Origin of the sequence: Conexibacter sp. CPCC 205762, assembly GCF_030646155.1 — a bacterium.
Taxonomy (GTDB): domain Bacteria; phylum Actinomycetota; class Thermoleophilia; order Solirubrobacterales; family Solirubrobacteraceae; genus Conexibacter.
The window spans coordinates 52690-70432 of the sequence record NZ_JAUTDN010000034.1 but is presented as its reverse complement, the minus strand read 5'-3'; the positions used below and the strand labels follow the sequence as shown (position 1 = coordinate 70432).

The 17743-nt window shown below is 74.1% G+C and carries 16 protein-coding genes and 1 pseudogene; 11 read left to right on the top strand and 6 right to left on the bottom strand.

Annotated features, from left to right (window positions below):
* The 3 genes and pseudogenes from Q7L73_RS21615 to Q7L73_RS21605 form a co-directional block, all read right to left on the bottom strand.
* Positions 1-743, bottom strand: a pseudogene (locus tag Q7L73_RS21615) (hypothetical protein); the annotation flags it as partial.
* Between the two features lie 73 nt (positions 744-816).
* Positions 817-1584 carry a hypothetical protein gene (locus Q7L73_RS21610; protein WP_304695997.1) on the bottom strand — a complete coding sequence of 256 codons (768 nt, stop codon included), beginning with the start codon at positions 1582-1584 and terminating at the stop codon, positions 817-819.
* Positions 1584-2336, bottom strand: a complete 753-nt coding sequence (locus Q7L73_RS21605) for a hypothetical protein (RefSeq protein ID WP_304695999.1) — start codon at positions 2334-2336, stop codon at positions 1584-1586. Before Q7L73_RS21605 ends, Q7L73_RS21610 begins: the two co-directional genes overlap by 1 nt.
* Positions 2337-2570: 234 nt before the next feature.
* Between Q7L73_RS21605 and Q7L73_RS21600 the strand changes: the two genes are divergently transcribed.
* The 6 genes from Q7L73_RS21600 (at position 2571) to Q7L73_RS21575 (ending at position 9159) form a co-directional block, all read left to right on the top strand.
* A complete protein-coding gene (locus Q7L73_RS21600) occupies positions 2571-3326 on the top strand; it encodes an SDR family NAD(P)-dependent oxidoreductase (protein ID WP_304696001.1) in 756 nt (251 codons plus the stop codon).
* 95 nt (positions 3327-3421) lie between these two features.
* Positions 3422-4291: a branched-chain amino acid ABC transporter permease gene (locus Q7L73_RS21595; RefSeq protein WP_304696003.1), complete on the top strand. Its 870-nt coding sequence runs from the start codon at positions 3422-3424 to the stop codon at positions 4289-4291.
* An 8-nt stretch (positions 4292-4299) separates the two neighbouring features.
* Positions 4300-6084 carry a branched-chain amino acid ABC transporter ATP-binding protein/permease gene (locus Q7L73_RS21590; RefSeq protein WP_304696005.1) on the top strand — a complete coding sequence of 595 codons (1785 nt, stop codon included), beginning with the start codon at positions 4300-4302 and terminating at the stop codon, positions 6082-6084.
* Positions 6084-6824 (top strand): ABC transporter ATP-binding protein, encoded by a 741-nt coding sequence (locus tag Q7L73_RS21585; RefSeq protein WP_304696007.1) that lies wholly within the window; start codon positions 6084-6086, stop codon positions 6822-6824. The genes Q7L73_RS21590 and Q7L73_RS21585 overlap by 1 nt, the downstream gene beginning before the upstream one ends.
* A 14-nt stretch (positions 6825-6838) precedes the next feature.
* Entirely contained in the window at positions 6839-8074 is a 1236-nt protein-coding gene (locus Q7L73_RS21580) for a penicillin-binding protein activator (protein ID WP_304696009.1), read from the top strand.
* 17 nt (positions 8075-8091) lie between these two features.
* Positions 8092-9159: an MBL fold metallo-hydrolase gene (locus tag Q7L73_RS21575; protein WP_304696011.1), complete on the top strand. Its 1068-nt coding sequence runs from the start codon at positions 8092-8094 to the stop codon at positions 9157-9159.
* On the opposite strand, the gene Q7L73_RS21570 is transcribed toward Q7L73_RS21575, so the two are convergent.
* From Q7L73_RS21570 to Q7L73_RS21560, 3 genes are all read right to left on the bottom strand, one after another.
* A complete protein-coding gene (locus Q7L73_RS21570) occupies positions 9140-9910 on the bottom strand; it encodes a FadR/GntR family transcriptional regulator (protein ID WP_304696013.1) in 771 nt (256 codons plus the stop codon). The two genes, Q7L73_RS21575 and Q7L73_RS21570, sit on opposite strands and share 20 nt — an antisense overlap.
* A gap of 69 nt (positions 9911-9979) precedes the next feature.
* On the bottom strand, positions 9980-10693 hold the full coding sequence (locus tag Q7L73_RS21565; RefSeq protein WP_304696015.1) for an SDR family oxidoreductase: 714 nt from the start codon (positions 10691-10693) through the stop codon (positions 9980-9982).
* A gap of 71 nt (positions 10694-10764) precedes the next feature.
* Positions 10765-11553: an enoyl-CoA hydratase/isomerase family protein gene (locus tag Q7L73_RS21560; RefSeq protein ID WP_304696017.1), complete on the bottom strand. Its 789-nt coding sequence runs from the start codon at positions 11551-11553 to the stop codon at positions 10765-10767.
* Positions 11554-11626: 73 nt separating this feature from the next.
* On the opposite strand from Q7L73_RS21560, the gene Q7L73_RS21555 reads away from it, so the two are divergent.
* From Q7L73_RS21555 to Q7L73_RS21535, 5 genes are read left to right on the top strand one after another with little or no spacing between them, the layout of a single operon-like run.
* Positions 11627-12889 (top strand): acyl-CoA dehydrogenase family protein, encoded by a 1263-nt coding sequence (locus Q7L73_RS21555; RefSeq protein WP_304715645.1) that lies wholly within the window; start codon positions 11627-11629, stop codon positions 12887-12889.
* A complete protein-coding gene (locus Q7L73_RS21550; protein WP_304695484.1) occupies positions 12879-14138 on the top strand; it encodes an acyl-CoA dehydrogenase family protein in 1260 nt (419 codons plus the stop codon). The genes Q7L73_RS21555 and Q7L73_RS21550 overlap by 11 nt, the downstream gene beginning before the upstream one ends.
* Before the next feature lie 8 nt (positions 14139-14146).
* Positions 14147-15784: an AMP-binding protein gene (locus tag Q7L73_RS21545; protein ID WP_304695485.1), complete on the top strand. Its 1638-nt coding sequence runs from the start codon at positions 14147-14149 to the stop codon at positions 15782-15784.
* Positions 15781-16569, top strand: a complete 789-nt coding sequence (locus Q7L73_RS21540; RefSeq protein WP_304695486.1) for an SDR family NAD(P)-dependent oxidoreductase — start codon at positions 15781-15783, stop codon at positions 16567-16569. Before Q7L73_RS21545 ends, Q7L73_RS21540 begins: the two co-directional genes overlap by 4 nt.
* A gap of 1 nt (position 16570) precedes the next feature.
* Positions 16571-17692: an acyl-CoA dehydrogenase family protein gene (locus Q7L73_RS21535; RefSeq protein WP_304695488.1), complete on the top strand. Its 1122-nt coding sequence runs from the start codon at positions 16571-16573 to the stop codon at positions 17690-17692.
* Positions 17693-17743 lie beyond the last annotated feature (51 nt).

The window sequence follows — 17743 nt, the reverse complement described above, 5'->3', positions numbered from 1 at the left end:
CCGCCACCGGAGCCCGCGCCGCCACCCGAGCCGGCGCCGCCACCGGAGCCCGCGCCGCCACCCGAGCCGGCGCCGCCACCGGAGCCGGCGCCGCCACCCGAGCCGGCGCCGCCACCGGAGCCGGCGCCGCCACCCGAGCCGGCGCCGCTTCCCTCTTGCGCCACTCCCGCGACCGGCTGCACGCGCACGCCGTCGCCGACCTCGACCGTCGGCGCGACGGCGACGGGGCCGAGCGCGAGCCGCTCGCGGTCGCCCTTGTCGGTGCCCTCGTCGATCGTCACGACGATCGTGCGGCAGCGCTGGCCGGCGGGGCCAGGGCAGTCCTCCTCGGACGCGGCGCTGACGGTCGCCGCGATCGTCGGCGCCGACGCCGGCCGCTGCGACGCGTCGTCGCCGCGCGGCCACCAGACCGCCAGCCCGACGACTGTCACCAGCGCCAGCACCCCGACCGCGCCCGCGAGGCTCCGGCCCCAGCGGGTCGCGAGCAGGCCGCCGGCACCGCCCCGCCCGTCTGAGCCGCCGCTCGCAGAAGCGCCGGCACCGCCCCGCCCGTCTGAGCCGCCGCTCGCTGAAGCGCCGGCACCGTCCCGCCCGCCGCCCCAGCGACCGAACCGCGCGCCGAGCCGTCTGCCGCGCGCCGCCCGCCGCTGCGCTCGCGCCCGCGCCGCCGCGTCGCGCGCGTCGGCCCAGGCTTCGATGTGGTCGTGGTCGTGGTCGTGCTCGTCGTCGCGCGGGGAAGGCATCACCCTCTGTTTCAAGGATGAGACCGAGTCCCCTTTAGCGGCGGGCCGCGCGGGCGAGCGAGCGATTCTGCCGCTAGCGCTTTATCTGCGCCCCCGGGCCGCCGGCCGGCGAGTCGTCGGAGGAGCAGCGGGCGCCCACCCAGGGGCCGTAGTCGCAGCTGACGACGTAGTCGCCGGCGACGTACTGCTGGCCGTAGAACAGCCGCCCGGAGCCGGTCAGCTGCCCGGCCGGGTTTCTGATCTGGACGCGGAACTCGCTGTAGCTGAGCTGCATCGCGCAGCCGCCGTCGCCCTTGGAGTAGTAGACGAGTCTGCGGCTCTCGTCGTTGCCTCTGGTGACGAACGTCTCGGTCGTCTCCTCGCGCGTGCAGACGCTCGTGCCGTCGCCGCCGCCGGTGATCGTCACCGTCTGGCCGGCGCCGACCGAGAAGCGCGCGTCGAACCACTTCCAGCCGCCGCGCAGCGCGCCGGTCGGCGCGCTCGCCGGCGGGGCGCCCGGGTTGGAGAAGACGAGCACGATCCGCGCCCGCTTCGGGTTCGCCTTCGCGGCGGTGAGCGTGAAGCGGAACTCGCTGCCGCCGGCGCGGTAGGTCTCCTGCGAGAGGTCGTAGCCGTTCTTCACGGCGCTGACGGCGGTCACGCTCTCCAGCTTCAGGTTCGTGTCGGTCAGCTTGACCGTCACGAGCTTGCCGCGCGCGCCGCCGGCGATCGGAACGGTGGCGCCGCAGCCGTCGGCGGTGCCGACACACCGGACGGTCTGCTTCTGCGCCGCGCTCGCGGAGGCCGGCGCGGCCGCCAGCAGCGTGATCGCGCCGGCGGCGACGGTGAGACGAAGGCGCATCAGTAGATCCGATCGATCGTGATCTGGCCGTCGGTCAGGTCGCAGTTGATCGACCCGCGCCAGCCCTTGCTCCAGGGGTCGCGGCAGCTGGCGTTGTAGCCGCCGAACGTTGCGCCCTGGCCGTAGGTGAACGTGCCGGACCCGATCTCCTTGCCGGCGGCGTCCTTCACGCTGACGTTGAAGTTGCTCCAGCTCATCTCGTAGAGGCAGCTGCCGCTGCCGACCGAGTAGAAGCCGTACTGGTGACGGTCGCCGTCGCCGGTCGTCGAGAAGGTCTCGTTCGTCTCGTCGCGGGAGCAGTTGCTGGTGCCCCCGCCGCCGCCCTGGATCGTGACCGTCATGCCCTTGCCGACGTTGAAGGTCGCCTGCTCGGTGCGCCAGCTTCTGAGCAGCCCGCCGCCGGTCGGCAGCGGCGCTCTTCTGCCGGCGGCGAACTGGAGCACGATCCGCGCCCGCTTCGGGTTCGCCTTCGCGGCGGTGAGCGTGAAGCGGAACTGCGAGCCGCCGAGCCGCGATGACGTCTTCGTCAGCACGTACGGCCGCTCGGCGAGCGCGTCCAGCGCCGTCACCTTCACGAGCTTCAGGTCGGTGTCGGTCAGGTCGACCGTCACGCGCTTGTTCGTCGCGCCGTCGGCGATCCCGACGGTCGCGGTGCAGAAGTCGGCGCCGCCGACGCAGCGGACGGACTGCCTGCCGGCGGCGGAGGCCGGCGCGGTCGCCGCGAGCGTCGCGGCGCAGGTCAGCGCCGTCACCGCGCCGACTGTACTGAACAGTGATCGGTAAGAGCTCATCGATCACCAGGATCGGCGCCGGAGCGCGAACACTTGAGGGGCGCGTGCGCGCCATGGACGACGACGCCTAAAGACACGATCTGCCAGAAGGCATAAAGTGTCTGTTATCGGCTCGACGTGAAAAAGATACATATGTATTCTCTCTGGCCGGAGCTGAGAGCCGCTGCCGCAGCGCAGCGACCAGAGAGGAGAGCTGTGTCCGAGCACCGTCCCCGCCCGCTGCTGGTGACCGGCGCCGGCGGTGGGATCGGCGCCGCCGTCGTCGAGCTGCTGACCGCCGCCGGCCACCCGGTCGCCGTCGCCGACCGTGACCTGGCGGCGGCCCGCGCCGTCGCCGACGCGCTGCCCGCCGGGCGCCCGCCGGCGCTGGCGCTCGACCTCGACGTGACCGACCTCGACTCCGTGCGCGCGGGCGTCGCCGACGCGGCGCGCGCGCTCGGCGGGCTCGGCGGCGTCGTCAACAACGCCGGCTGGCTGGAGCCGCGCGCGCTCGCGGAGACCGACGACGAGCTGCTGCGCACGACGCTCGCGGTCAACCTCGAGGGGCCGCTGCGGGTGATCCGCGAGGCGCTGCCGGAGCTGATCCGCTTCGGCTCCGGGCGGATCGTCAACGTCGCCTCCGACGGCGCCCTCTCGGGCATGACCCACATCGCCGCGTACGCCGCCGCCAAGGGCGGGGTGATCTCGCTCACGCGCGCGCTGACGCTGGAGCTGGCGCGCCATCAGATCACGGTCAACACGGTCTCGCCCGGCCCGACGCAGACGCCGCTGTTCGCGGCGACCGGCGGCAACGACGAGCAGGCCGTCGAGCGGTTCGTGCGCAGCATCCCGCTGCGGCGGATCGGCGCTCCGCAGGACGTCGCGACCGCGATCGCCTTCTTCTGCGGCGAGCAGGCCGGCTTCATCAGCGGCCAGATCCTCTCCGTCTCCGGCGGCCTCACGCGCCCCTGACCCGGCGCGCTCCGCCGACGCCCCGAGAAAAATATGTACAGACTTAGAATCATATGTATGATTCTCCGCATGCTTTCTGCGGAGGAGAGACGCGCATGAGCATGCTCGTGACAGCGCTCGCGATCGGGTCGGTCTACGCCCTCGTCGCGCTCGCCTACAACGTCATCTACCTGACGACGAACATGTTCAACTTCGCGCAGGGCGGCGTGATCGCCGTCGCGTCGCTGATCGCCTACTCGGCGCTGTCGGAGTGGGGCATCGGCCTGCTGCCGACGCTGCTGCTGTGCGCCGTCGCCGGCCTGCTGATCACCGGCGTGCAGTACTACGTCACGGTCCTGCCGGTCGTCGCGCGAGCGCGCGACGGCGAGATCTGGCTCGTCAGCACCGTCGGCGCGTTCGTGATGATCGAGGCCGGCGCGCAGCTGATCTGGGGCGCGGAGCCGATGGGCGCGCAGATCCCCTGGCTCGACGACCTCGTCTGGCTCGGCGACGGCTCGGTCAAGGTCGGCGCCTTCGTCGCCGTCGGCGCCGCGCTCGCCGCGACCGTCGGGCTCGACCTCTGGTACGGCCTCACGCGCCTGGGCAAGATCTTCCGCGCGACCGCCGCCGACGAGGACGCCGCCGAGGTGCGCGGGATCGACACCCGCCGCGTCGCCGTCGCCTCGTTCGCGATCGCCGGCGTGCTCGCAGGGATCGCCGGCCTGATCGTGCTGCCGCTGACCTTCGCGCGCGCCGACCTCGGCTCGCTGCTGGTGATCAAGGCGTTCGTCGCGATGGCGATCGGCGGCTTCGGCTCGATCCGCGGCGCGCTGATCGGCGGCTGGGCGATCGGCCTGGTCGAGACCTACGGCGCCCGCTGGGCCGGCGTCGAGTACGAGTCGATCCTCGTCTTCGCGCTGCTGCTGGTCGTGCTGCTGGTGCTGCCGCGCGGGATCTTCGGTCCTCCGGAAGGGCGGCAGGTGTGAGCGCGCTGATGCGTTGGACCCCCGATCCGCGCGCCCGCGGCGCGCTGCTGGCCGCCTGCTTCGCGCTCGCCTTCTTCGGCCCCGAGCTGTTCTCGCAGTCGACGGTGCGGACGCTCTTCATGACGGTCGTGATGGGCCTCGTCGCGCTCGGCCTGAACCTGATGATGGGCTACGCCGGTCAGCTCGCGCTCGGCCACGTCTTCTTCTACGGCGCCGCCGCCTACCTCGCCGGCATCCTCGCCGTCGACGGCACCACCAACCTCTTCGCGCTGCTGCTGGCGGGCGTCGCGGTCGCGTTGCTGGCGGCCCTGCTGACCGGCATCCCGGCGCTGCGGATGTCGCGCTGGGCGCTCGTGATCACCTCGTTCTTCCTCGTCGAGCTGATGCCGTCGCTGGTCGACCTGTGGCCCGAGAAGACCGGCGGCCTCGCCGGCCTCGTCGGGATCCCGCGGCTGTCGCTCGGCGGTGCGCTCGACACGGCAGATCTCTACCGCGTCGCGGTCGTGCTGCTGTTCCTGTGGCTGCTGTTCCAGCGCGCGCTCGTCTACTCCGCCTACGGCCGCATCTTCGCCGTGCTGCGGCAGGACGAGGTGCAGCTGCAGTCGCTCGGCGTCTCGCCGTACCGGCTGAAGCTGACCGCGTACCTGATCAGCGCCGTCCCGGCCGCGCTCGCAGGCGTGCTGGTGGCGACGCTCGACGGCCTCGTCACCTACGAGGCGTTCGGCTTCGACACCGTCATCCTCGTGCTCGCCGCCGTCATCCTCGGCGGGCAGCGGACCCTCTACGGCCCGCTGCTGGGCGCGCTGATCCTCGTCTACGCGCAGCAGGAGACGCTCAGCCTGCAGAACTACACGATGCTCGGCTACGGCGCCTTCCTCGTGCTGGCGGCGATCCTGCTGCCGCGCGGCGTGATCGGCACGATCGCCGAGCGGCTGCCGCGCTGGCGCACGCCGTACCTGATCGCCGCCGCGCGGGCCGACCGCGACGCCGTCGCGCTCGGGCCCGAGCAGCCGGCGGGGCTGACCGTCGAGCGCGCCTCCAAGCGCTTCGGCGGCAACCAGGCGCTGGCGGAGGTCGCGCTGGCTGCGCGCCCCGGCGAGATCACCGCGCTGATCGGCCCCAACGGCTCCGGCAAGACGACGATGCTGAACGCGATCTCGGGCTTCGTCCGGCTCGACACGGGCGACGTCAGACTCGGCAGCCACCAGCTCGCCGGCTCCAGCGCCGCGAAGGTCGCGCGCTGCGGCGTCGGGCGGACCTTCCAGACGCCGAGCGTCCCGGGCGGGCTGACCGTCCGCGAGGCGGTCTCCGTCTCCGCCTTCGCCGACCGCGGCACCGGCCTGGTCAGCACGATCCTGCGGCTGCCGAAGTGGCGCGCCGAGGAGCGCACGATCGCCGCCCGCGCCGCCGAGGTGCTGGACGAGCTGGGCCTCGGCGACGTCGCGCACGAGCCTGCGGTCGACCTGCCGCTGGGCAGAAAGCGGCTGCTGGAGATCGCCCGCGCGGTGCTCACGCGGCCGGCGCTGCTGCTGCTCGACGAGCCGGCCTCCGGCCTCAGCCCCGACGAGACCGAGCGGCTCGGCCTGCTGCTGCGGCGGCTGGCCGCCGAGGGCACGACCGTGCTGCTGGTCGAGCACAACATGGACCTCGTGCTCGGCAACGCCGACACGGTCTTCGTGCTCGCGAGCGGCCGCATGATCGCCTCCGGCCCGCCCGAGACCGTCTCGCGCGATCCGCAGGTGCTCGCCGTCTACCTCGGCGAGTCCGTCCCCGACGACCAGGTGGTGGCGTGATGAGCGCTGAGCCGCTGCTGCGCGTGCGCGGCCTGACGGCCGGCTACGGCGAGATCCAGGCCGTGCGCGAGGTCGAGCTGGAGCTGCGCGCCGGCGAGATCGTGACCGTGCTCGGCGGCAACGGCGCCGGCAAGACGACGCTGCTGGGCGCCGTCGCCGGGCTGGTGTCGGTCTTCGACGGCGAGATCCTGCTCGGCGAGGACCCGGTCGGCAAGCTGCGGCCGCATGCGCGCGCCCGCCGCGGGATCGCGCTCGTGCAGGAGAACAAGCGCGTCTTCCGCGGCCTGTCGGTGCGCGACAACCTGGTCGTCGCGACGCCGCGCGTCGCGAAGGCCGAGTTCGCCGCGCGCGAGCAGGACGTCTACGAGCTGTTCCCGGTGCTCGCGGAGAAGCGGCGCGACCCGGCCGGCTCGCTGTCGGGCGGCCAGCAGCAGATGCTCGCGATCGGCCAGGCGCTGATGGCGAAGCCGACGGTGCTGATGCTCGACGAGCCGTCGGCCGGTCTCGCGCCGAGACTGGTCGCGGAGGTGATGGACCGCGTCGCGACGATCGCGAGCCGCGGGCTGGCGGTGCTGCTGGTCGAGCAGGCCGTCCATCAGGCGCTGCGGGTCGCGTCGCGTGTCTACGTGCTGCGGCTCGGCCGCTGCACGGAGCAGGCCGACTTCCGCGGCGCCGATCAGCAGCGCCTGCTCGACCACATCTATCTGGGATCGGCCGCCGACGGCGTCCGCACTCGATGAGGAGGAGGAGAGGGATGAAGGGACGGATCGCGGGTGGTTTCGCCGCGAGCGCGGCGGTGGCCGCGCTGGTCTTCGCCGGCTGCGGGAGCGACAGCGACAGCGGCTCCGCTTCGAGCGGTGGCGACGGCGGCGGGGGAGACACGTATCGCGTCTACGCGAGCCTGTCGCTGAGCGGCCCGCTGGCCGGGATCGGCACCGCCGAGCAGGACGGCCTGAAGGCCGCCGCCGAGGTGCTGAACGAGAACGGCGGGCTCGACGGCCGCAGAGTCGTGCTCGACATAGCCGACGACGGCTCGGACCCGACGCAGGCGGTCTCGCTGCTGCAGAAGAAGGTCACCGGCGGCGACAAGCCGGACCTCGTCTGGCCCGGCTCGACGTCGAACGTGACGCTCGCGCTGTGCCCGATCCTGATGCAGCAGAGAGTGCTCGCGCTCGGCATCACCGCCTCGACCGACATCGGCGACCTCGACCGCTGCGGCTACAACTTCGTGATGGGGCCGACGCCGAGCGACTCGCAGGGCGCCGTCGCCAGACAGATGGTCGACCGCGGCTACAGAAAGGTCGCGGTGCTGCTCTCCAACGACGCCTACGGCCAGGCCGTGCAGAAGGCGGTCGAGGAGAGCTTCCCGGCGGCCGGCCTGGAGATCACCGCGATCGAGAACTTCGCCCCCGACGCGCTCGACGCCTCGCCGCAGCTGCGCAGACTGCGCGGCGGCGACCCCGACGTGCTGTTCGTCGAGGGCCAGGGCGCGGCGGTCGGCAAGGTGCTGGAGAGCCGCCAGCAGCTCGGCTGGACGGTCCCGCTCGTCGGCGGCACCGGCTTCGCCGGCTCCAACGTCGCGGCGCTCGTCGGGCCGGACGCGCTCAGAGACATCGTCATGTGGCAGTGGGCGGTCGGCGTCGAGGGCGCCGCGCCGGTGCCGGACCGGCTGGAGCAGACGGCGCTGCCGGCGATCCTGAGACAGGCCAGCGGCGGCATGAGAGTCGCGGCCAACCTCTACGTCGGCGGCTACGACGCGCTGATGGTCGCCGACGCGGCCGCCAGAGCGGGCGGCTCGGTCGACGCCGACACGATGCGCGAGACGCTGCGCTCGTTCTCGGAGAGAGCGCCGAGCGACCCGCAGTGGGTGATGCTGAAGGCGTATCCGTACACGGCCGAGAAGAACTTCTCGGGCCTGCAGGACGGCGACTTCACGCTCGCGCTGCCGGCGAGACTGAACAGAGAGGGCCAGGTCCCGGCGGCGAGATGAGCAGGTCCGATCCGGATGTGACGCCGTCCTCCCCAGAGCGCCTCGCGCTCGCGCGCGGCGTCCACCGGATCGCGCTCCCGACCCCGATGGTCGCGAGCGTCAACTGCTGGCTGATCGTCGACCGGCCGCTGACGCTGGTCGACGCCGGCCTCAACTGGGGCGGCGCGCTCGATGCTCTGGAGCTCGAGCTGCGCCGCCTCGGCTTCGCGCTGGAGCAGATCGACCTGCTGGTGCTGACGCATCAGCACGTCGATCACACCGGCCTCGCGGAGACGCTGCTCGCGCGCTCCGGCGCCGATCTCGCCGTGCATGCGCGGCTGGCCGCGTGGCTGGACGCGCTGCCGGATTCCTTGCTCGCCGACGACGACCTGATCGCGGCGCGGCTGGGCGCGCACGGCGCGCCGGCCGCGGTCGTGGCGGCGTACGTCGCGCGGATGGAGATGATGCGGATGCTCGGCAGCCGCCCGCGGCCGTCGGTCGTGCTCGGCGAGGGCGAGACGCTCGCGTTGCGCGACCGCTCGCTGCGCGTCTCGCTGCGCCCCGGCCACTCGCCGACCGACACCGTCCTGACCGACGCGGCCGGCGGCCTCGCCTTCACCGGCGACCACCTGATGCCCGGCGCGCGCACGACGCCGTATCTCGATCCCGACGCCGGCTCGGATCGCGACGCCGGCAGCGATCGCGGCGGCGCTGGCTGGGAGGCCGACCTGGCGCCGGCACGGGCGCTGCGCGCCTCGCTCGGGCGCACGGCCGCGACGCCGCCCGGCGTGCTCGGCCTGCCGGGCCACGGCGACGGCTTCGCGGACGTCGGCGCGGCCGCGCGCGAGGCGCTCGCGAGCCAGCAGCGCCGCGCGCTGCGGCTGCTCGACCGCTTCGACGCGACGCCGCTCACGGCGTGGGAGCTGACGACGCGCGCGTATCCGAGGCTGACGCCGTCGCGCGCCTTCCTCGGTCTGCTGGAGGTGCTCGCGCAGCTGAGCGTGCTGCTCGACGAGGGGCTCGTCGAGGCGGTCGCGAGCGGCGGGCGGCCGCGCTTCCGGCGCGCGCAGGCGCGCGCCGGGCGGGTCAGTCGTTCGGCGGCGTGAGCACGTCGACCGGCACGTCGCCGGGCGAGACGTACGTCTGCGAGGTGTCGAGGTGCGCGGCCATCGACCTCTGCGCCTGCTCGACTCTGCCGGCGCGGATGTGGCGCACGACGGCGCGGTGGGCTCTGACGACCGCGCGGCGGTCCTCCAGGCTCGGGTAGCGGCCGGCGGCGCCGGCGGTGTGCGCCCAGCGGCGCTCCTGCGAGCCCCAGACGCTCTCCAGCGCGCCCGCGAGCAGGCGCAGCGTCGTGCTGCCGCAGCGCTCGACGATCGCGTCGTGGAAGCGCAGCGCCTCGGCGGTGAAGGTCGAGCCGTCGTCGTCCTCGGAGGGGACCGACTCGGCGATGATCGCGTCGAGCTCGTCGGCGATCCGCTCGCGCTCGGCGCGGGTCGCGCAGAGGCCGGCGCAGAGCGGTTCGAGCACGCCGCGCGCCTCCGCGAGGTCGGCCATCGTCGTGCCCTCGGCCTGCATCACGAGGCCGAGGTGGTAGGCGGCGCTGGCCGGCGTGGGGCGGACGACGTTGGCGCCGCCGAAGCGGCCGCGGCGGATCTTCAGCAGGCCCTCGGTCTCGAGGATCCGGATCGCGTCGCGGATGCTGGGGCGGCTGACGCCGTACTCGGCCATCAGCTCCGGCTCGGGCGCGATCTCGTCGCCGTCCTGCAGCTCGCCGGTGATGATCTGCTTGCGCAGCTTGGCCGCGACCAGCTCGCCGGTGCGCGGCGAGCGGACCTGCGAGGGCGCGTCCTTCATGCGCCGCCGCCGTCTGACAGGGTTTTTCTGAGCATCAGGAAAACGACCATATCATTTCCACGAGACTGCTCATGGCGCTTCGGCGCGCGCCGCGTCTCTCGCGAACGGCCCCTTGGTCGCGGCGCGGATCTGCAGGTCGCGCATCACGACGCCGGGCGGCAGCGTGGCGAGGTAGGCGATCACGTCGGCGACCTCGTCGGCGTCGAGCTGGAAGGGGGAGACGCCGGGGCGGTCGAGCATCGGCGTCGCGACCGGGCCGAGCGCGAGCACGTGCACGCCGATCCCGTCGCGCTCGTGCTCCGCCTGCAGCGCCTCGGCGAACCGGTCGAGCCCGCTCTTGGAGGCCGAGTAGGCGGCCAGCCCGCGTGCGCCCTTGCGCGCGGAGACGGAGGAGGTGAAGACGATCCGGCTGCCGGCGGTGAGCAGCGGCAGCAGCTCGCGCGCGAACAGGAAGCCGCCGGTCAGGTTGACCGCGATCGTCCGCTCCCACACGTCGAGCGGATGGCCGGCGATCTGCGTCGGCTCGAGCACGCCGGCCGCGTAGATCGCCAGCTTCGGCGCGCGCCCGAGCTGTGCGACGTCCGCGGCGAGCCGTTGGGCGTCGGCCTCGCTGGAGAGGTCGGCGACGGTGCACGAGCCGCCGATCGCGTCTGCGAGCTCGCGCAGCGGCTCCGCGCGGCGGGCGGCGACGTGCACGTGGAAGCCCTCGGCCGCGAGCTTCCGCGCCGCGGCGGCGCCGATCCCGGAGGAGGCGCCGGCGATGACGGCGAGGGGCTTGGGCACGCCTGCACCCGCGCCGTCCGCGCCTGTGCCCGCCGAGCCCGCGGCGGGCTCGCGCGGCGCGTCGGCGGCGCTCATGCCTCCTCCCAGCGGGGCGCGCGGCGCTCGCCGAAGGCGGCGGGGCCTTCCTTCGCGTCCGGGTGCGACCAATGGGCGACGATCGCCTCCCAGCCGGCCTGCAGGTGGCGGTCGAGCAGTTCGTCCTCGAATCTGCGCAGCGCCGCGCGCGAGGCGCGGATCGCCGCCGGCGAGCCGGCCTCGATCTGCCGCGCGAGCGTCAGCGCGCGGTCCAGCAGCGCATCCGGCGCGACGACCTCCGAGACGAGCCCGGCCGCGCGCGCGGCGGGGGCGTCGAGGCGCTCGTCGCGGCCGAGCAGCGCGAGCCGCATCAGCGCGTCGGGTCGCATCCGCAGCCGCAGCGTCAGCGGCTCCAGCGCGGTCACCTGGCCCATCGTCACGTGCGGATCGAGGAAGCTGGCGGTCTCGGACGCGATCACGATGTCGGCGTCGGCGACGAAGTGCAGCCCGCCGCCCGCGCAGACGCCGTTGATCGCGGCGATCACGGGGATCGGCAGGCGGCGGCCGGGCAGGAACGCCAGCTCGTCCTCGAACGAGGCGTTCGGCTCGCGGTCGGAGGCGAGCAGGCTGACGTCCGCGCCGGCGCAGAAGCCCGGCCCTGCGCCGGTGACGACGATGCAGCGTGCCCCGTCGAGCAGCCCGTGCCCGCTCCAGAGCGCGTCCAGCTCGGACATCATCGTCGCGTCGAGAGCATTGCGCCGCTCGGGCCGGTTCAGCGTCACGACGACGGTGTGCCCGTCGCGCACGACCTGCAGCGTCGACCACGCGCCAGCGCTCGGCGCCATCAAATCCTCGGCTGGGGATCTGCCAGTTCTCTCCATGTGGCAATCATATAGATGATTCTGTACGCTGCCTGCCATGGCGTTCGAGTTGTCCGAGGAGCAACGCGAGCTGGCAGGCACCGTCGACCGCTTGCTCGCCGACACTACAGCGGGGCCGCGTGCCCGTCAGCTGATCGAAGCACCCGACGGATGGAGAGAGCTGTGGGACGCGGTCGCGGACCTCGGCGCGCTCGCGATGGCGGCGCCGGAGCAGTCCGGCGGGCTCGGGCTCGGCCCGGTCGAGCTGGTCGCGGTCGCGGAGGCGGTCGGCCGCCATCTCGCGCCCGGCCCGATCGTCGCGACCGCCGGCGCCTTCGTGCCGACGCTCGCCCCGCTCGCTGCTGAGCACCCTTTGGCCGCCGCCGCGCTCGCGGCCGTCGCCGAGGACGGCGCGACCGCCGCGCTCGTCGCGAGCGACCCGCATCCGCGCGCGGGCGCGCCGGCCGCGACCGCCGCCGACCCGCGCGAGGACGCGCCGCCCGCCGGCGCCCCCGCCTCCAAGCGCGTGGATGCCCCGCCCGCCCGCGCCGCGCCCGGTGGCCTCCCGCGCGTCCGCGACGGCCGGCTCACCGCCGCGCCGGTCGTGCCGGACGCGGAGAAGCTCGACTGGATCGCGCTGGCCGTCGCCGGTGACGGCATCGTGCTGCTGGAGCGGTCGCAGTTCACGCTGGAGGAGGCCGCCGAGATCGATCCGTCGCGGCCGCTCGCGCGCGTCCGGATCGACGATCTCGACGTGACCGACCGGCTGCTGCCGGCGCCGGCCGGCGGCTTCGGGGTCGCCCACGCGACCGCCGCCGCCGAGCTGGTCGGCCTCGCTGACGCGCTGCTGCGGATGAGCGTCGCCTATGCCGGTGAGCGGCAGCAGTTCGGCGTCGCGATCGGCAGCTTCCAGGCGCTCAAGCACCGCCTCGCCGACGTCCACATCGCCGTCGAACGCGCCCGCTCGCACGTCTGGCACGCGGCGGTGCTCGCGCAGACTGCGGCATCCGCGCCGGCGATCGACGCATCCGCGCCCGTATCTGCGCAATCCGCGCCGGCAATCGACGCATCCGCGCCTGCGATCGACACATCCGCGCCTGCGAACCAGGCTGCGCACTTCGCCAAGGCCGCCGCCGCGGACGCGGTCACGGCCGCGGCGCGGGCGGCGGTGCAGGTGCACGGCGGGATCGGCATCACGGCCGAGCACGACGTCAGCCTGCTGTACCTGCGCGCGCGGCAGGCGGCGTTCGCGCTCGGAAGCGGCGACGATCACTACCTCGCCGCGATCGCGCATGAGGTGGAGCCCGCTCATGCCGGCTGAGCGCACGCTCTCCAGCCCCGACGACGAGGCGATCCTCGCGATGGTGCGCGACTACGCGACGGCCGAGCTGGCGCCGCGCGCGGCGCAGGCGGAGGAGAACGCGGAGTTTCCGCGCGACATGTTTCGCGAACTGGGGCGGCTCGGACTGCTCGGAATGCCGTATCCGGAGGAGCTGGGCGGCGGCGGGCAGCGCTACGAGGTCTACCTGCAGGCGCTTGAGGAGCTGGCGTCGGCGTGGGCGAGCGTCGCGGTCGGGGTAAGCGTGCACGTGATGTCGTGCCTGCCGCTGGCGACCGCCGGCAGCGACGAGCAGCGCGCCCGCTGGCTGCCGGAGCTGCTCGGGGGCGAGCTGCTCGGCGCCTACTGCCTGTCGGAGGCGCACGCCGGCTCCGACCCCGCCGCGATGCGCGCCCGCGCCCGCCGCGCGACGCACGCCGACGCCGCCCACGACGCCGACGCCGCCCACGACGCCGACGCCGCCCACGACGCCGACGCCGCCCGCGGCGCCGACGCCGCCCGCGGCGCCGACGCCCGCCGCGCCCCCTACCTCATCGACGGCTCCAAGGCCTGGGTCACCCACGGCGGCGAGGCGGACTTCTACACGCTGTTCGCGCGCACCAGCGACGATCGCACGCGCGGCATCTCCTGCTTCCTCGTCCCGGCCGACGCGGACGGCCTCTCCGCGCAGGCGCCCGAGCGCAAGATGGGCCTCACCGGCTCGCGCACCTCGACCGTCGACTTCGACGGCGTCGCGACCGGCGCAGACCGTCGCATCGGCGCGGAAGGCGACGGCCTCGGCATCGCCCTCGCCGCGCTCGACAGCGGCCGCCTCGGCATCGCCGCGGTCGCCGTCGGCGTCGCGCAGGCGGCGCTCGACCACGCGGTCGCGTACGCGCAGGAGCGCGAGAGCTTCGGCCAGCCGATCATCCGCCACCAGGGCCTCGCGTTCATGCTCGCCGACATGGCGGCGGCGGTCGAATCGGCCCGCGCCACCACGCTCGAAGCGGCGCGGCGGCGGGACAAAAGGCTCCCGTACTCGCGCCAGGCCTCGATCGCCAAGCTCACCGCCACCGACGCCGCGATGCGCGTCACGACCGACGCCGTGCAGGTGCTCGGCGGCGCCGGCTACACGCGCGAGTTCCCCGTCGAGCGGCTGATGCGCGAGGCGAAGGTGATGCAGATCTTCGAAGGCACCAACCAGATCCAGCGCATGGTGATCGCCCGTCACCTCGAACGCGCAGCCCGGTAGGAGAGATGATGGACAGCGGTCTCACAGCCAGTCGTTTCGCCCGCTACGCCCAGCCGCAGGAGCTGCTGGAGGAGTGGCGTCGTGTCGGGTACCACACCGACGCGCTGATCGGCCCGATGATCTTCGCGCGCCTCCAGCAGACGCCGCAGCGCGTCGCCGTCGTCGACGGCGAGCGGCGGATCACCTGCGGCGAGCTGGTCGCGCAGGCGGCCGCGCTCGCGAGCGCCTTCCAAGCCGCCGGCGTCGGCCGCGGCGACGTCGTCTCGTGGCAGGTGCCGAACTGGTGGGAGGCGCTCGTCGTCGCGCTCGCGAGCTGGCGGGTCGGCGCCGTCAACAACCCGGTGCTGATGATCTACCGCGAGCACGAGCTGCGGCAGATCTTCGGCGACCTGCGGCCGGCGGTCGTCGTCGCGCCGCCGAGATTCCGCCGCACCGACCACCAGCAGCTGCTCGACGCGGTGCTGGAGGAGCTCGGCCACGCGCCGCGGCTGCGCGTCGGCGTGCGCGGCGGCGACCGCCGCTGGACGCCGCTCACGGACCTGCTGGTCGCCAAGCCCGCGCCCCAGACCCACGGCATCGACCCCGGCGACCCCTGCGTCGTCGCCTACACGAGCGGCACGACCGCCGGCGCGAAGGGCGTCGTCGTCGACCATCGCGGCCTCGTCGCCGAGACGCGCCAGATGCGCGACGTCTGGGGCCTCGCCTGGCAGGACCGCACCTTCATGCCGGCGCCGCTCGCCCACCTGACCGGCCTGACCGTCGGCCTGACGGTGCCGTTCAGCGCCGGCGCCTCGGTCGCGCTGATGGACATCTGGGATCCCGAGGCGGCCGTCCCGCTGATCGAGCGCGAGCAGTGCGTGCTGTCGTCGGGGACGCCGACCTTCCTGGAGGAGATCGTCAGCCAGTACGAGCGCCGCGGCGAGCAGACGAGCTGCCTGCGCCAGTACTCGGTCGGCGGCGCGGCGGTGCCGCCGAGCCTGATCGAGCGCTCGGAGGCGGCCGGCGTCGGCGCCTTCCGCTGCTACGGCATGACCGAGCACCTGAGCGCGACGATCCCCAATCGCGGCATGCCGATCGAGGTCCGCCGCGACACCGACGGGCCGGTCGCGCCCGGCACCGAGATCAGCTGCGTCGACGAGGAGGGCCGCGTGCTGGCGCCGGGCGTCCCCGGCGAGATCCGCGTGCGCGGGCCGGAGCGGATGCTCGCCTACATCGGCGAGGGCGACAACGACGGCGTGCTCGACCCGGCCGAGGGCTGGTTCTCGACCGGCGACATCGGCGCCGTCGACGGCGACGGCTGCCTGCGGATCATGGGGCGGATCAAGGACATCATCAACCGCGGCGGGGAGAAGTTCTCCGCGCGCGAGATGGAGGACGTGATCTGCCGCCATCCGGTCGTGCGCCAGGCGGCGGTCGTGCCGGTGCCGGATGCCCGCTACGGCGAGGTGCCGGTCGCGTTCGTCGTGCTGGTCGAGGGCGCCGAGCTGCCCGCGAGTGACGCGCTGGCCGAGTTCGTCCAGGGCCAGGGGCTGGCGAAGCAGAAGACGCCGACCGGCTGGACCCGCATCGACGCGCTGCCGATCACGCCGTTCGGCAAGGTCAAGAAGCACGAGCTGGTGGAGCGGCTGACGGGGGCGAGCGCGTGAGCGCCGCCGCGGCCCCGGCGAGCCGCGACTTCCTCGGCTTCGACGCCGGCGAGCCGCTCGTCGTCGCCGGCGCCGGCAGCGGGATCGGCCGCGCGCTCGCGACCTGCGCCGCCGGCGCAGGCCTGAGCATCGCTGCCTGGGACCTCGACGGCGGCGCCGCGGCCGAGACGGCCGCCGCGATCGAGGCGGGCGGCGGCCGCGCGCTCGCGCTGGAGGTCGACGCCGCCGACCGCGACGCGGTCGCCGACGCCTGGCGCCGCACGACCGCCGCGCTCGGCCCCGCGCGCCTGCTGGCGGCCGTCGCCGGCCCGCCGAGCTTCGGCGGGAGCGGCTTCACGGACGGCGTCACGACCGCGCTGGACTGCATGCGCGTGCCGACCGAGACGTGGCTGGAGGCGGTCGACGCGCCGGAGCGCGCGGTCGTCTACTTCTCCTCCGTGCAGGGCCCGCTCTACGGCGCCGGCGTCGAGTGGTACACGGTCGCCAAGAGCGCGATCGACGGCTACATGCGCGCGCAGGCGGCCGAGCGACCGGGCGGGATCCGCGCCAACGCGGTCCTGCCCGACTGGACCGTCACGCCGCGCACCTCGCCGCATGCGGCCGAGGGCGTCGACGACGCCTGGCCGCAGAACCCGATGGGCCGGCTCGGCCGCGCCGAGGATCCGGCCAACGCGGCGCTGTACCTGTTGTCGCCGGCGGCGAGCTACGTCAACGGCGTGTCGTTGGTGGTCGACGGCGGGGCGCGGCTGCGCTCGCTCGCCTGGCTGCGGATGCGGGAGGGATGAGATGGACCTGGAGCTGAGCGCCGCCGACGCCGCGCTGCGCGCGGAGGCGGTCGCGTGGCTGGAGGGCTGGCTGGCCTCCAACGCGACGGCCGATCCGCGGCTCGACCTCGCCTGGCGGTCGCGCTACCAGCGCGACGCGTACGACGCCGGCTGGCTCGTGCCGTCGTGGCCGCTGGGGGAGGGCGGGCACGCCGCCGGCGCCGAGGCCGAGCTGTGGATCAAGCTCGACTTCGCCCGCATGCGCGCGCCGAAGCTGCCGAACGTGCAGGGGCCGGGCGTCGTCGCCCACGCGCTCAACACCTACGGCAGCGAGGAGCAGCGCGCGCACGTGCGCGCCGTCTCGCGCGGCGACGTCTGGTGGTGCCTGGGGATGTCGGAGCCGCAGGCCGGCTCCGACCTCGCCTCGATGCGCACCCGCGCGCGCCGCGACGGCGACGATTGGACAATCGACGGCCAGAAGGTCTGGACCTCGCACGCGCGCGACTCGTCGCACTGCCTGCTGTTCGCGCGCACGTCATCCGACGGCCCGCCGCACAAGGGGATCTCGGCGTTCGTCGTGCCGATGGAGACGGCCGGCATCACGGTCGCGCCGATCGCGAAGATCGGCGCGCAGGACGAGGAGTTCTGCGAGGTCTTCTTCGACGACGTGCGCGTGCCGGCGAGCGCCCTGATCGGGCCCGAGAACGCCGGCTGGAAGGTCGCGATGGACTCGCTCAACCACGAGCGGGACATGATCTGGATCATGAACCTGGTCGAGATCGAGGAGGCGAACGAGCTGACGCGCGCGGCGCTGCTGGAGCGGCCGCGACCGGAGCTGGAGCTGGAGTACGCGGCGGTCCGCTGCGACGCCGAGGCGATCTGGCTGACCGGCGTGCGCGGGCTCGCCAGCCGCCTGTCGGGCCGGGCCGATCGCGAGACGCCGCTGCTGAAGCTGTTCGCGACCGAGACCGCCCAGCGCGCCTTCCTGCTCGCCCGCCGCGCCGCCGGCCTCGACGCGCCCGACCGCGTCAGCCGCGAGCTGCTGGTGGGGGAGATCGAGGCGCTCGGCGCGACCCTCTACGGCGGCACCTCCGAGATCCAGCGCAACATCATCGGCGAGCGGATCCTCGGCCTGCCGCGCTGACCTGCGCCGCTGCCGTCCGCGCCCCGCACGGGGAGGCCTCGGCAGTTGCGA